Here is a 14,752-nt window from a genome sequence, read left to right on the forward strand (position 1 = left end):
ACTAAAGGTACACTCGGTCCTTCTGCTGCGATCATGCTGCACCTCTCACTGTTTTCATTCTAATAATATCTCCAACGCCTTCCACGATAGCGGAGGCCGCATCAGTACGGGCAAATGAAAGAGCCTTACTTCCCATGCCTTTCAGCCTGTCCTGATCCGCAATCAGTTTAATAATTTCATCGGCCAGCCTGTTTCCGCCAAGTTCTGCTTGCGGAATGAGTTCTGCCGCTCCCAGATCAGCCAGAGAACGGGCGTTCCCGGTCTGGTGGTCGTGGGTGGCGTACGGAAACGGGATAAAGATGGCTGGCTTGCCCGCTGCCGCTACTTCGAAAACAGTGGATGCTCCGGCTCTGCATACAACGAGTGAAGCTTCGGCATATGCTTCGCCCATGTTGTGTATAAACGGGGAAACCTTTTCGGTATCCATGCCGTTCTGCTCGTAACCCTTGCGGACTTTTTCAAAATCAGCTTTCCCGGTCTGGTGGCGCAGACTGATGCCTGCTTCTTTGAGTTTGGCAAGTCCATCGATGATGGCATCGTTAATGGCCGCCGCGCCCTGACTTCCACCGAAGACCAGAACTGTCTTTTTATCCGCACAGTTGCCGGAGTCGATTATCTCTTTACGGACCGGATTACCCACCACAACGGTTTTTGCTGCGGGGAAAGATCCGTTCCTATCCTTAAAGGAGGCGAAAACTCTTTTTACAACCTTGCCCAGAATACGGTTGGTCACTCCGGGAACGCTGTTCTGTTCGTGGATTGCTGTGGGTACACCAAGCAGCCATGCTGCCAGTACCGGACAGAATCCGGCGTATCCGCCGAATCCGATAACTGCATCAGGCTTGAAAGAAGCAATTTCCTTCAGTGCCATGATCATTGCAGATACAATCCAGAGCGAACTGAAAACTTTTTTGATGCCGCCGCCCAGAACTCCTTTTGCCGGAAGCCCTTTAAAGGGGATTCCAGCCCTCTCGACCATTTCCCGTTCCGGTCCTTTGCCGCCGAGAAAGAGAATCTCGCATTGCGGGAAACGGTTTTTGATCTCATGGGCAACGGCCAGTGCGGGGAAAACGTGTCCCCCGGTGCCGCCGGTGGTCAGGACAATGCGTTTCATCAGACTTTCCCCCTTGAAAGATTGAGGAGGATGCCTATGCAGATGCAGGAGATCATCAAGCTTGATCCACCGTAGCTGACGAAAGGCATGGGTACGCCCTTGGGCGGTACGGTTCCCATTACCACCGCGAGGTTGAGGCAGAAGCCCAGAGCCAGCATGATGGTAAGTCCGTATGCGGTGAAACGGTCCTGCAGATCATCCTGTGCCAGCGCGATTTTGAATCCGCGCCAGACAAGGAAACCGATTACGGCAAAAACGGCCAGTACGCCGAGAAAGCCCAGTTCCTCACCCACAACAGCCATGATGAAGTCGTTGTGTGCTTCGGGGAGGAAGAAAAGTTTCTGCTTACCTGCACCCAGTCCCTGACCGAAGATATTCCCCGAACCGAAAGCATACAGGGACTGCACCAGCTGGTAGCCTTCCTCGTGTGCGGACTTGAAGGGGTCAATGAACGCGGTCATGCGTTTAAGTCTGTATGGGGAACTGGTAATAAGCATATAGCCCGCTCCACCTGCGAAAATCAGTGAAGTCAGCAGATAGCTGATTCTGGTTCCGCCCACGAGACTCATAAAAAATAAGATCATGCACAAAAAGACCGAGCCGCCGAAGTCCGGCTGCATCATGAGCAGCAGGCAGAGCGCGCCGGTAATAGCAAATGGCGGCAGAAAGCCTACGCTGAAGGTTTTAATCAGTTCCTGCTTACGTGAGAAAAAGTAAGCCAGATAAAGCACCAGCGCAGGTTTGCAGAATTCCAGCGGCTGAATACGCAGGGGTCCCAAGGCGATCCAGCGCTTTGCTCCACCGGCCGCTACCGATAGCGGTGAGAAATCGCAAAGCAGCAGGAGCACGAAGGCAGCCATTAGCCAGACATAGACCATGTTGTAGAAAAAGCCTTTGGGCAAACGGGAGCAGATGTACATCATGCAGGTTCCGATCACGAGAAATATCGCCTGCTTCTTGAAGAAGAGGTATTTATCGTCAAAGAAACGCTCGGCCATGATTCCACTGGCGGAAAGGACCATCATCAGTCCGAAGCAGGCCAGCAGCAATGCCGCGGCCAGCAGCCAGTAATCTAAGCGCTCAGGTTTACCGGAGAGGTTCTTTTTCTTATTCAAGACAGTTCCTCCATGATCCGTTTAAAATCATCGCCTCTGGCAGGGTACCCGGTGTAAGCGTCAAAGCTTGCAGTTGCCGGGGAAAGCAGGATTGTGTCGCCTGCTTTGGAATTTGCAAAAAGAGCACGCACAGCCTTTTCAAGGTTCTCGTGCCATGAAATTTTGAATTCATCCTTGAGCGCAGGTTCGAAGTGCTCGCGTCCAGCTCCGAAAAGCCCGACTTCGGCAACCTTGCCGCGCATGGCAGGAATGATTTCCTTTACGTCGCCACCCTTGAAAACACCGCCCAGCAGCAAACGGACCGGGCCGTCAAAGCTGTTCAGTGCTGCGCGGACCGCGTCAAGGTTGGTGCCCTTGGAATCATTAATGAAGCGAACGCCGTCCACCGATCCGATATCTTGAATACGGTGCGGTTTTCCGACAAAAGTTTTCAGTCCTGCTTCAAATTCTTCGCGGGTCAGTCCAATCTTATCCAGTGCAAGCCAGGCAGCTTCAATATTGAGGCAGTTGTGCTTGCCGGGAAGGTTGGGCTGTTCTTCAAAAGTCGAACCGTCAAACCATTTTACCTCGGCTTTGGTAAAGCTTGCCGGATCAAGTTCTCCCTTCATATCTGCGGGCAGGATCGCCAGTTCGTCTTCACTCTGACGTTCGAAAATTTTCAGCTTGGCCTGCAGATACTCGTCCATGTCCTCATGGTAGTTGAGGTGGTTGGGCGAGATGTTGAGCAGGATGGCTGCCAGCGGTCTGAATAAGCGGCAGTTCTGGAGCTGGAAGCTGGATACTTCGAGAACCAGTACGTCAGCTTTTCCGTCTTCGTAGATGAATTCGGAAAGGGGAGTTCCGTAGTTGGCTCCGGCGAATACAGTTCTGCCGGAATCTTCCAGAATGTGCTTAATAAGCGCGGTGGTAGTTGTCTTGCCGTTGGTTCCGGTGATGGCGATCTTGGGCTCATTGGCAAACCATGAGGCCAGTTCCAGCTCGGAAATGATGGCCCGTTCCGGAAGGTTGCCGATAAACGGAGCGATATTGCGAGCCGGGATTCCGGGGCTGGCGACTATCACATCTGCTCCGGCAAACTGTTCTTCGCAGAACGGTCCGGTCATTAGCTGGGCGTCCGGGCCGAGACCTTCAAGGATGTCTTTGGTCAGGTCTTCATTACTGTCCACAATGCGCACGGTGGCCTTGAGCTTGTGCAACAGTTTTGCTGCGGCAAGACCTGATCTTCCGGCTCCGGCGACAACTGCCAGCCTTCCGGTGAACATGCGGGTCGAGGTGACCTGTTCTACAAATGCGCTGTCCATAACATCCTTTACCTGATCTTCAAGGTACTTAAGGCCATAAGAGCCATTAAAATGGAGATGATCCAGAACCTGATTACGATCTTTGATTCCGGTACTCCCTTGTGTTCAAAATGGTGGTGCAACGGTGCCATGCGGAAAATTCGCTTGCCGCCGCTGACCTTGAAATAACTGACCTGCATGATCACCGAGATGGTCTCGAATACGAAGACTCCGCCAACGATGATCAGCAGTAATTCCTGCTTGCAGAGTACGGCGATGAAACCGAGCACGCCGCCGATGCTAAGGGAACCTACATCGCCCATGAAAAGCTGGGCCGGATAGGCGTTGTACCAGAGGAATCCAAGCCCTGCGCCGACCAGTGCACCGCAGAAGACTGTAACCTCTCCAACGCCCGGAACATGCGGAACGTTGAGGTAGTTTGCCATGCCGATATGACCGGCAATGTAGATAAAAAATGCATAACAGGTGGCACTGGTGATGGAAGGCCCGATAGCCAGTCCGTCCAGTCCGTCTGTTAAGTTAACCCCGTTGGATGCTCCGATCATGACCAGCAGTGCAAACGGCAGATACATCCAGCCAAGGTTCGGGGTAAAATTCTTGAAGAACGGCACTGCCAGTTCAGTTGAGTAAGCAGGCTGCATAATCAGCAGCCCGACAGCTGTTCCGGCTACCAGTAACTGTCCGAGAAGCTTGGCTTTGGGGGATATCCCCTTGTTCTGTTTGCCACGGATCTTTGTGTAGTCATCCACAAAACCGACCAGACCGAATCCGGCAAAGACCAGCATGGTCAGCCAGACATAGATGTTGGTCAGGTCAGCCCAGAGCAGGGTGGAAACCAGCACGCCGAATCCGAGCAGCAGTCCGCCCATTGTAGGGGTTCCGGCCTTGCATTTGTGCAGTTCGCCGACTTCATCCTGAATGTACTGTCCGCATTTGATCTTCTGCAGCCAGCGCATCATCATGGGGCCGAGCACAATGGTGATAACCAGTGCGGTCAGCAGCGCATAGATGGAGCGGAAAGTGATATAACGGAATACATTCAGTGCTCCGATTTGCGCGCTCAGGGGAACTAGAAAATGATAGATCATGCTTTGTCTCCTTCGTTCTCCCCGTTGATGTCATTGTTCAGTGCATAGAAGTAATCTTCCATGTGGCAGGACCTCGACCCTTTAAAGAGGACCACCGCGTCACTGAGACCCAGTTCATGTATTCCATTCAGAAATTCGATAGGCTGTTTCACCGGAACCAAGGTGGACCCGTTAGTCTGGGAGGCCACCTCTGAGTAGTGCTTTCCGTGATAGAATGTTGCGTCCGGCCTGGTTTCGGCAATCTTGCTGCCGAGGTCGCAATGTGCACATCCAGCTTCTTCGCCAAGTTCCAGCATATCTCCGAGTACCAGAACCAGCGGCCTGTCATCGGCAATGCGTTTGGCAGTCTCGATGGCCCGGCTCATGGACAGCGGGTTGGCATTGTATGAATCATCGATAAGTGTCCATTTGCCGTGGGTGTGGCAGTGGAAGCGCTGCTTGGGCAGCTCTACTGTTGCCAGACGTTCCGCAATCTCGGTCAAATCCATTCCCAACTGGTGGGCGGCGCAAGTTACCGCTGCCGCATTTTCCGCAAAATGGGAACCGCAGGTGGGCAGAATAACTTCCGCTGTTTCTTCGCCTGCCTTGATCAGGAATCTTCCGGAACCGTCAGGCAGGGTGTGTAGCAGGGTGCTGTAGTACTCTGCATTCTCATCCTGCGAAGAAAACGGAACAGGCTTGGATATTTTATTCGCTGCATTCCAGAGCAGTCCGTGATCTTTGCAGCACAGGGCCTTACCTTCGGGGCGGATGTATTTGAAAAGTGACGATTTTTGGTCTGCCACATTTTCCAGTGATCCGAGTCCTTCAAGGTGTGCGGGCCCGATGTTGTGAACAATTGCCATGTCGGGCTGGGCAATGGGGCCAAGTTCGCCCATATCATGGGGCAGACTGATGCCCAGTTCCATGACCCAGTATGTCTCTTCGCCTGTTGCTTCGAGCATGGACAGGGGCAGTCCGAGCTGGTTGTTCAGATTCATGAAATTTTTATGTACGGAGCCGGAACCTGAAAGCACATGGGCAAGCATTTCCTTGACCGTGGTCTTTCCGGCTGAACCGGTAACGGCAATCATGCGGGCATTGGATTTCATACGCCAATATGCGGCAACACGGCCAAGAGCCTGTACGGTGTCTTTGACCATGATAGTCGGTTTGCCCTCAAATTCGGGCATGAACTGGGAAACAACAACCGCAACTGCCCCAGCATCAAAAGCCTGCTGGACAAAGTTGTGGCCGTCGAAATTATCCCCTTCAATGCAGAAGAAGACATCACCTTTTTTCACAAGCCTGCTGTCAATGCGCACGGCTGCGATTTCGATGTCTGCCGCAGAGGGTAGATCGCTGCTCCCCATGAGCTGTTCTTCGAGTTCACATAAGGTCAGCTTCAACCGTATATCTCCTTAATTGCCTTTAGGACTTCTTCGCTGTCGCTGAAGTCCCGCTTTTCCGTACCGATAATCTGGTAAGTTTCGTGTCCTTTGCCTGCGATGAGCAGCACGTCATCCTTGGTCATTTCCGCAACCGCTTTGCGAATCGCCTCGGCACGATCAACCTCTTCGATGACGTGGTCACAGCCTTTTAGTCCGGTCCGAGCATCATCGATGATCTGCATGGGATCTTCGGTGCGCGGGTTGTCCGAGGTCAGCACAGCCACATCGGAATAGCGGCAGGCTGCTTCAGCCATCAGCGGACGTTTGGCCCGGTCGCGGTCTCCGCCGCAGCCGAACACAGTGATAACCCTGTTGAAATCAAGGTCTTTCAGGGTACGCAGGACGTTATCCAGCGCATCCGGGGTGTGGGCATAGTCCACGAAAATATTGAGTCCCTGATCATTGCGGACCCGTTCGAGCCTGCCGGGAACACCGTCAAACTCTTTGAAAACATCCATCTGCTTGGGAGTTAGGCCCATGTGCAGACCGATGGCCTGTGCTGCGAGCAGGTTGGAACCGTTGAACTTACCGATAAGGTCTGTTTCGATTTCCCACTGTTCACCGTCGCAGGTCATTTTTAAGCGCATGCCGTCACCGGTGCAGGAAACCATTTCTCCGCACAGGGATTTGCAGCCAGTGGCGCAGGAAGCGTCCATGCCGTAACCGATTGCCGGGGAGTAGCATTCCAGCAGACGTCTGCCGAAAGGATCATCAAAGTTGATGATGCCTCGTTTGAGTGCGCTGGGATAATGCTGGAAGAGCATGCATTTTGCCTTGAAGTATTCTTCCATATCCCCGTGGTAATCGAGGTGGTCCTGAGTGACGTTGGTGATTACAGCAGCATCGAATTTAAGACCGCAAACACGGTTCTGATGCAGGGCATGGGATGAAACTTCCATGACCGCTACTTGAACACCTGCATCATCCATTTTGGCGAGCATTTCGTGCAGTTGCCAGCAACCGGGGGTTGTCAGCGGTGCTTCCTGTTCGTATCCGGGCCAGCGATAGCTGACTGTACCGAGCACGCCTACTTTGATCCCTGCGGAAGAAAGCAGTTGTTCGATCAGGTAAGTGGTGGTGGTCTTGCCGTTTGTTCCGGTTATGCCCACCAGCTTGATCTTGCTGTCTGCGGTCTTGAAATAGGTCATTGCCAGTTCTCCCAGAGCTTCACGGGGGGATGGGTGGGGTATGAGCTCAGCAGAACCGGTTTCAATTTCTTTTTCGCAAACAATGTAAGCGGCACCTTTCTCAAGTGCCTGAGGCACGAAATCAGCACCGTCACTAAGAGGACCGGAAATGGCGACAAAAACATCACCTTCGCGGACTTCCCGTGAATCTGACTGGACCATCAACCCCTCGCTAACCTTGGCGAGAAGTGCGTCCCATTTTGCTTTATTCAGTACTGTTTTCGACATAAAATTTCCTTTAACTAAGAAACCCAGAGTACCATTTCAGCCTTTTTGTCCTCGGGCCATTTGGCTCCGGCGGCGGGCAGTTGTTTGGTTACTTTCATCCCCTGTCCTTTCAGTTTGGGGACAAATCCTTTCTGGACCAATATTTCAATTGCCCTGCGAATGGGCATTCCTTTCAAATCAGGTACCATATTCCCGGAAGCTGCTATCTTTGCCGGGGTGGCACGCAACGCCTTTTTAGGCATCGCAGTGAATGTCTGTCCGGCGGCCATAACAGGAGTTGGCTTCCGGTGCTCAGGCAGTTTGCCGTAGTAGGCAAGGGTCTGAGTCATGATCTTTTTAACAGCCGGGGCAGCAACTGTGCTTCCATAGTGGTTCGGTTTCGGATCATCTACCATCATGTAGACGATGTAGTCCGGGTTGTATCCCGGAACCAGAGCCACAAAGGAGGCTATATATTCTTTGCCGTACCCGCCTTTACTGTGTGCCTTCTGGGCGGTTCCGGTTTTTCCTGCAACGGTAGTCCCGCTGATTCTGGCTTTACGTCCGGTTCCGTCGTCCTGCACAACCTCACGCATCATAGAGAGCACTTTCTCAGCTACGTTCGCACTGAAGATGCGTTTAGGCTGATCTTGCTCGTCGGAGCGGGGGTATTGCACCAATCTGAGCGGTTTTTCAACACCTTTGTTGGCAATGGTCAAAAAGCCTTTTGCCATCTGCACAGTGGTCACACCGATCCCCTGTCCGAATGATCCGGCAGCCAGGTCGATTTCGTTCCATTTGGCAGCCGGGCGGATCATCCCTTTGCGGTCACCGGGAATCGGCAGCCCGGTCCTGTGTCCGAACCCGAGGTCGCTGATGAACTTATGGTAGTTCTGTACTCCCAGTTCCAGTCCGATCTTGGCGCAGCCGATATTGCTGGAATATCTAAGTATTTTGTGCACCGGGAGCCACCCTTCCTTATGGGTGTCCTTGATGTACTTACCATTGATTTTCCAGCGGCCGTTTTCGCAGTCAAAGAGCTTTTCCGGAGTTACAACCTTGTGTTCAAGTGCCGCAGCCATGAGGAAGGGCTTGAAGGTTGAACCCGGTTCGTGAACGTCAAGAGCCGCACGGTTCCTCCAGATATTGGGGGAACTGGTGCGGAAAATATTGGGGTTGAAGAGCGGGAAGTTGGCCATAGCCAGAACATCACCGGATGCTACTTCAACAACGATGGCTGACCCCCACTTGCCGTTGTATTTCTTAACCGCGTCAGCCAGTGCATTTTCAGTGACTGACTGCAGGTGAGAATCAATGGTCAGGTGAATGTCTTTGCCGCGTACATCCATTTCACGGCCCATGGCATCAAGATAGAGCCTGCGGCCGGATGCATCACGCTGCACAACAAACTGCGCCTTGCGGCCTGCAAGGCGGTCATTAAATTCTTTTTCCAGTCCTTCAAGCCCGTTACCGTCAATCCCGGAAAAACCCAGCAGTTGCCCTGCAAGGTAGTTGTTGGGATAGAGCCTGATGTACTCCGTGGTCAGGTATACACCGGGTAATTTGGCCTGTTCGATCTTCTGGGCAATGCGGTCATTAATCTGCCGTTTGATCCAGATGAAGTTCGACTTACGGGACAGTTTTTTTCTCAGCTTCGCTTGTGAGATGCCGAGTATTTTTGAAAGCTTGTAGGCCGTGCCGTCCACATCGGTAACTTTGATCGGGCGGATGTACACGGATGAAGCTTCAACGCTGGTTGCCAGCAGGTTGCCGTTGCGGTCATAAATGGAACCGCGTTCTCCGCGTTCCAGTTCCGCGGCAAGATGCTGACGGGAGACCATGCGTGACAGATCAGCCCCCTTGAACAGCTGCAGCCATGCCGCCCTGCCCAAGAGACCCGTCCATACAAGGGCGAAAAGGACCATGACGAAGAGCAGCTTATTTCTGCTCGCCTTCAGGCTTTCTTTTTTCCTTTTAGCCATTGTTTAGGGCTCCCTGTTTTTCAGCTATGGTTTCGCCTTGTTCGCGGGTCTTCTTATCTGCCCTTGCGAGGCCGGTCCGAAACCGTATTCTTTTGCCAGCTCCCTCAACCTTATGGGAGAGAGCAGATTGTTTTTTTCTACTTCCAGCTTTGCAGCCAGAGCTTCCTGTTCATCGAGCCGTTTTTCCATTCGCCGCAGCTCATAGGCCCTGTCGACCCGCTCGATGTTCAGCCAGACCGAAACCAGCCCCAATATGAGTGCCGATCCCATGGTCAGGGCCATGGCCATGGCTATTCCCTTGGAATCACTCATGGCTGTTACCCGTCTTCTCCGGTCCTTTCGGCTACGCGGAGTTTTGCGCTGCGGCTGCGGGTGTTGACCTTCATCTCTTCTTCGGTGGGAAGAACAGGTTTTCTGGTCAGCACGTTCATCAGCTTGACCTTCCCGCAGGTGCAGATGGGCTGCATGGGCGGGCAGTCACAGCTTTGCGACTGGGCTTTGAAGGTCTTTTTCACGATCCGGTCTTCCAATGAATGGAAGGATATGATCGCTACCCTTGCGCCGGGGCTGAGCCTGTCCGGAATCCGGTCCAGAAAAGTTTTCAGCTCTTCCAGTTCGGAGTTCACGGCAATGCGCAAGCCCTGAAAAGTTTTTGTCGCCGGGTGGGTCCGTGACAATGCCCTGCGTTTGGCCGGGTATGCTTTTTCCACAATCGAGGCCAGCTGCAGGGTGGTGGTAATTTTCTCTTCTTCCCGGGCCGCAATGATCGCCTTAGTGATCTTGGAGGCCAGAGGTTCTTCGCCGTACAGTTTTAAAATTCTGTTCAGGTCGGAATATGAACCTTTGTTTACAATGGAAGATGCCGGGGGCATTCCGCCTGCCGGGTCCATGCGCATATCCAGCGGTCCGTCCTTGATGAAGCTGAATCCGCGCTCGGCGTGGTCCAGATGCAGGGAGGAAACACCGAGATCGAGTACTACCCCGTCAACAGTGTCCCAGCCCAGTTCATCGAGGGCTGCTTCAAACTTACTGAAAGCAAGATGGAATCTGTGCGCACGGTCGCCGAAGGGGGCTAAACGTTCGCCTGCCAGTTCAAGGGCCTGCTCATCGCGGTCCAATCCGGCCAGTTCTGCACCTTCGCCAGCGATTTTTAAAATTGCGCTGGAATGCCCGGCCATGCCGAGGGTACCGTCAAGGTAGCGGCCTCCGGGTTTGGGAGCCAGCCATTCAATGACCTCATTCAGCAGGACGGAAGTGTGGACCTCTTCAGGTATTAATTTCTTGCTTTCCATAATTTCCTGATCCAAAAACGTTTCACGGTTCAGGCCTTAACTCTGGGGGGAGCGGGGCAAACCAATGGCGGTTTTGAAAATCAAGTTTAATAAATCAGTGACTGTGTCAGTGGGACGGAATAGCGAAAACAGGCTAGAACGGGAGTTCAACTCCGCATTCAGCCAGCTCATCGGATACATCATCAAAATCCTGTTCAAGCAGGGCTTCGTATTCCCGCTTATCCCAGATTTCAAATCTGTCGCCGACTCCGGCAAGGACCACATCCTTGTCGAGTTTACCGCTTTTCCGCAAATAGGAAGGGATGGTGATTCGGCCTTGTTTATCAAGGCTTACTTCTTCGGAACCTGATATGATTATTCGGATGAAATTTCTGAGCTTCCGGCTGGGGCTCTTGATACTTGTGAGTTTTTCTTCAAGTACCGCCCAGTCCGGTGGTGTGAAGCCGACTATATTTCCTTCGAAAATAGTCAAGGTCACGCAGCCTTCCGGGGAGTCAGAATAAACCTGATCCCGGTACTCCGGCGTAAGCATCAGTCTGCCTTTGGCATCCATGCTTCTATGTGCATGACCTCTGAACTTCATTTTTCTACCACTCAATCACACAGATTTACCACCAATTCCCCCCGTCTCACCACCTGTGTGTGAAAATGGCGAAAAAGTCAAGACCCCCTTCTAAAATAAAAGGGTTGCAAACAGGCTGTTTTCAATGCTTGAAGCGGATTTTACTACTTCTAAAAGCTTATATATACGGACCTTAGAAAGAATTAATAAATGGCGAAAAAAAGTTTACTTTTTTTTTTAAAATAATAGATAAAAATTGGAACATGTCGGACACAGACTTCACGAATACGGATATGAGTGCTATAGGGCAGTTGAAAACTAAGATTTAAACGTTTTTTTACAGCTTGAGTCCGTTTGGGCTTGGGCGTGAGTGGGAATCTTGGATTTTGTTCTGACCGCATGATGCTAAATATAATTATTTCAGGTGTTTATAAGTGATGAGGGTAAGGTTCAAATATGAGTGCAAGTAGAATGGATGTTCCCGAGGGGTTAAACGAGGAATATTACCAGATCAGCCCCGATATTCTTCAGAGCTTCAACAAATTCAGGCCGCCTTTAGATATATTTATGTTCATGGAAGATGTGGGGCGTATTGCACCTTACTATAAGGTGGGGGGACGGCTCAGCAAAGAACAGATTGAGCAGCTGGCCGGATTGGTAAAAGATGGATTTATCTTTGTTTCCCGTAAAGACCATCCTGTATATGTAAAGCACATTGCTTATCAGCTGGACCTTGTGCTTATCGACCGTAACCTCAAGGAAAGTGAGATTGCGGACATTTTCATCGAAGCTCTGACTATGCGTATGAATGAGTTTCTGGACCAGCCGGTCGCGGCTGTTACCGATAAGCTCTGGGCAGACCTGATGGTCCTCACTGAATATCTATGGAATGACCCATACAGGATCAAGGCTCTTGCCAAAAGACTGCACAAAGAACATACCCTCGCGCAGCATAGCGTGAACTGTGGCGTATTGGCGCTTGCTATTTTTATCCGCATGAAGGGTAAGAATTTTTCCAGCGGTGATATCAGCCGGAACCATTTTGACAGACTCACTGCCGGTTTTTTTCTGCATGATCTGGGTATGAGTAAGATCCCTTTGTTTATCCGTGAAAAGCCCAAGCCGTTGACCACCGACGAACGCCAGAAAGTGGATAAGCACCCCATGCTCGGCTACGAAATGCTTACCAAGCTCGATCTTAAGTATAAGGAAATAGAGGCTTGCGTCATTGAGCATCACGAAAAGCTTAATGGTAAAGGATACCCTCAGAAGAAATCAGGGCGTGATATCAGCCAGCTGGGCCGCATTATCGCTGCAGTTGACTCATATTGCGCCATGATTACCAAGCGTCCTTTTGCTGAAGCCATTGATACGCAGAAAGCTGCGGCGATGATTTCACAGGATAAGGCTTACGATCCGGAAGTGACTAAGAATATTCAAGCTTGGGCCATGACTTTGAAGAAGTAGTTTTGGCTCCTGAAATAAGTTAACGGCCCTGTTTTCGCCATGAAAACAGGGCCGTTTTGTTTTTTAATAAAACTGAATTAATAGGGAGTCCAAAGGGGCTTAGTCCCTTATTAATTAAAATTGCTGGACCAGATCGCGGGTAACTTCGCGATAAGCATCACTGAGCAGCACCACGCCGATGATGTTTCCGCCTTCCTGCACAAGCGCCCATGTTCTTTTCTTTTTACGGAAGATTTCAAGCACCACCAGCATGGGGTCGGTAGGTTTAAGGATGACCACGTCTTCTTCGATATGATCATCAAGCGATGCTGAGCAGCAGGCTGTTCCGGCGCGTTTGAATGCCCGGTCCCAATCCGCTTCTTCGGTCAGGGTCAGGTCTTCATCTTTAAGTACCATGTCTTCCACAGCCTTGAGCAAGGTCCAGATGGAAACGACACCGCGCAGTGAACCGTTTTTCTTTTTTACCACCACAATATGATTGTCCGGGGTCTCTTTCATACTGTCCCGGAGAGTACGTACTGCCTCGGCAAGGCTTGCAGAGTCTTCAATAGTGGAAAATTCTTCATTCATTATGTCCCAAGCTCTTTTTCTCAGCAGCATCTATTTCTCCTTTTGCACAATCATGTAAGTTAGCGGTCAGAAGTCTGATTCTTTTGGATTTGCCAGCAAACTCTAATCCTTCACAGTAGTTAAACCATATTTCGTCCATTCATGCAAAACAGGATTATTCAAAGTCAGCCAGCAGCGGTCCCACATGAATTCCGGCAACTACCGGATTTTCCATATAGCTCTGGCTGATGCGCCAGTATGCCTGATGCAGTTGCGGGGAAGTGATCCCGTTTTGCAGTGCATTGTATGCTTCCATGAAAGCAGCCAGATGATCGCAGAGTTTAAGAAGTTCTCCGTCCTTGGGGTCGTAGGAATCATCGTTATAGCGGGCATCCAGTTCTTCTGTGCTGATTTTTTTTGCGAACCCGCCAATGAGTGCTGCCGCATCGAATTCCGACCCTGTTTCCACTCCGAGGAAATAGCCCAGTCTGTCAGCGATCTGATCGTAGCCGTTTTCTTTCAGCGGAGCCATGATCCGTCGCTCCATCTCTTGCTCTTCATATTCTCGGATCAGCTCACCGATAGTGGGGTCTGATTTTTTTACCGGGGAGATAATATCCCTGGTCAGCAATTCCGGCATATCGTGGAAAAGACCGGTAAAGAAATTGTTTTGCCGTCTGGCGGGACAGGCTCCTTTTTCCAGACTGAAGAACCATGCGAACGTAGCGACGATGAATACATGTCCAAGAACTGAGGTTTCCGGGACTCGCGGGGTCTGGGACCAGCGTGTCTGGAAGCGTAACCGTCCGCAAAGGTCGGCAAGTCTGCCCAGCGGGGTTGTTTCGGAATGAAGAAGCTCGTTTACTCCATCAAGGCCGGAATATGCTTTCAAGCGGTCAATGAAACTCTGTTCGATTCCAACAAGCTCATCATCCATCTGGTTGAGGTGCTTGAGCAGCTTGAACTCGGAGTAACTGGCGTACATGTGCGAGGCATCAAGAATCTGGCGGGAAAGCGAATTGTCGTCAGGATTGAGGTGGTAGTCGGTGAGTCTTTCCAGGAAATCCTTACCCAAGGGCATGAGCCTGGGCCTAAGCTGCTTAAGAACCCATTTGGAAAGCTTGCTGTAGTGTTCGGGATTCTCTTTGATCCGGTAGAAGACCGGAGGTTTGATGTCGGTAATGACCATACGAAAGAGGTATTCAAATATGCCCCCCTCTACGATTTCATTTCCCAGCCGAATCTTTTCCCGTGTTTCAAGTTTCTCGCTGTTAAGGACAAAGAGAATCCAGGCGGCGATCATTTTATGAGCCTGCTTGTCCACTTCCACCATTTCCATGGGGCGGAGCTTGTCGTTCCACCTTTTCATGAAAGAACCGGAAAAAATCAGTTGGAGCAGGCTTTTGCGGATTATTGGCATTGGAGCTTTTCCTTTATCTGTAATTATATCCGGCGTGA

The 14,752-nt window shown here is 51.3% G+C and carries 13 protein-coding genes; 1 reads left to right on the forward strand and 12 read right to left on the reverse strand.

The window, feature by feature from the left end; translation table 11 throughout:
- Nucleotides 1-31: 31 nt before the first annotated feature.
- The 10 genes from murG to mraZ form a co-directional block, all read right to left on the reverse strand.
- Entirely contained in the window at nucleotides 32-1,114 is a 1,083-nt protein-coding gene (murG, locus tag ACNI23_RS17810) for an undecaprenyldiphospho-muramoylpentapeptide beta-N-acetylglucosaminyltransferase (protein WP_420250651.1), read from the reverse strand.
- Complete coding sequence (ftsW, locus tag ACNI23_RS17815) at nucleotides 1,114-2,229, reverse strand: putative lipid II flippase FtsW (RefSeq protein ID WP_420250652.1); 1,116 nt, start codon at nucleotides 2,227-2,229, stop codon at nucleotides 1,114-1,116. The genes murG and ftsW overlap by 1 nt, the downstream gene beginning before the upstream one ends.
- On the reverse strand, nucleotides 2,226-3,530 hold the full coding sequence (gene murD / locus ACNI23_RS17820; protein ID WP_420250653.1) for a UDP-N-acetylmuramoyl-L-alanine--D-glutamate ligase: 1,305 nt from the start codon (nucleotides 3,528-3,530) through the stop codon (nucleotides 2,226-2,228). The genes ftsW and murD overlap by 4 nt, the downstream gene beginning before the upstream one ends.
- An 8-nt stretch (nucleotides 3,531-3,538) precedes the next feature.
- On the reverse strand, nucleotides 3,539-4,618 hold the full coding sequence (gene mraY, locus ACNI23_RS17825) for a phospho-N-acetylmuramoyl-pentapeptide-transferase (protein WP_420250654.1): 1,080 nt from the start codon (nucleotides 4,616-4,618) through the stop codon (nucleotides 3,539-3,541).
- Nucleotides 4,615-6,006 (reverse strand): UDP-N-acetylmuramoyl-tripeptide--D-alanyl-D-alanine ligase, encoded by a 1,392-nt coding sequence (locus ACNI23_RS17830; RefSeq protein ID WP_420250655.1) that lies wholly within the window; start codon nucleotides 6,004-6,006, stop codon nucleotides 4,615-4,617. The genes mraY and ACNI23_RS17830 overlap by 4 nt, the downstream gene beginning before the upstream one ends.
- On the reverse strand, nucleotides 6,003-7,463 hold the full coding sequence (locus tag ACNI23_RS17835; RefSeq protein WP_420250656.1) for a UDP-N-acetylmuramoyl-L-alanyl-D-glutamate--2,6-diaminopimelate ligase: 1,461 nt from the start codon (nucleotides 7,461-7,463) through the stop codon (nucleotides 6,003-6,005). Before ACNI23_RS17835 ends, ACNI23_RS17830 begins: the two co-directional genes overlap by 4 nt.
- Nucleotides 7,464-7,477: 14 nt before the next feature.
- Nucleotides 7,478-9,424, reverse strand: a complete 1,947-nt coding sequence (locus tag ACNI23_RS17840) for a penicillin-binding transpeptidase domain-containing protein (protein WP_420250657.1) — start codon at nucleotides 9,422-9,424, stop codon at nucleotides 7,478-7,480.
- A 24-nt stretch (nucleotides 9,425-9,448) separates the two neighbouring features.
- Nucleotides 9,449-9,736: a hypothetical protein gene (locus tag ACNI23_RS17845; protein WP_015850583.1), complete on the reverse strand. Its 288-nt coding sequence runs from the start codon at nucleotides 9,734-9,736 to the stop codon at nucleotides 9,449-9,451.
- Between the two features lie 5 nt (nucleotides 9,737-9,741).
- Entirely contained in the window at nucleotides 9,742-10,716 is a 975-nt protein-coding gene (rsmH, locus tag ACNI23_RS17850; RefSeq protein ID WP_420250658.1) for a 16S rRNA (cytosine(1402)-N(4))-methyltransferase RsmH, read from the reverse strand.
- 133 nt (nucleotides 10,717-10,849) lie between these two features.
- The gene (mraZ, locus tag ACNI23_RS17855) at nucleotides 10,850-11,299 is read right to left on the reverse strand and encodes a division/cell wall cluster transcriptional repressor MraZ (RefSeq protein ID WP_420250659.1); all 450 of its coding nucleotides are present in this window, start codon (nucleotides 11,297-11,299) and stop codon (nucleotides 10,850-10,852) included.
- 435 nt (nucleotides 11,300-11,734) lie between these two features.
- Between mraZ and ACNI23_RS17860 the strand changes: the two genes are divergently transcribed.
- Entirely contained in the window at nucleotides 11,735-12,745 is a 1,011-nt protein-coding gene (locus ACNI23_RS17860; RefSeq protein ID WP_420250660.1) for an HD-GYP domain-containing protein, read from the forward strand.
- Between the two features lie 114 nt (nucleotides 12,746-12,859).
- Here the strand turns inward: ACNI23_RS17860 and ACNI23_RS17865 are convergent, their stop codons facing one another.
- Nucleotides 12,860-13,345 (reverse strand): CBS domain-containing protein, encoded by a 486-nt coding sequence (locus ACNI23_RS17865; protein WP_420250661.1) that lies wholly within the window; start codon nucleotides 13,343-13,345, stop codon nucleotides 12,860-12,862.
- 124 nt (nucleotides 13,346-13,469) lie between these two features.
- Nucleotides 13,470-14,714 (reverse strand): HD domain-containing protein, encoded by a 1,245-nt coding sequence (locus ACNI23_RS17870; protein WP_420250662.1) that lies wholly within the window; start codon nucleotides 14,712-14,714, stop codon nucleotides 13,470-13,472.
- Nucleotides 14,715-14,752: the final 38 nt, after the last annotated feature.

The organism is Maridesulfovibrio pacificus (SeqCode), assembly GCF_048612815.1.
Classification (GTDB): domain Bacteria; phylum Desulfobacterota; class Desulfovibrionia; order Desulfovibrionales; family Desulfovibrionaceae; genus Maridesulfovibrio; species Maridesulfovibrio pacificus.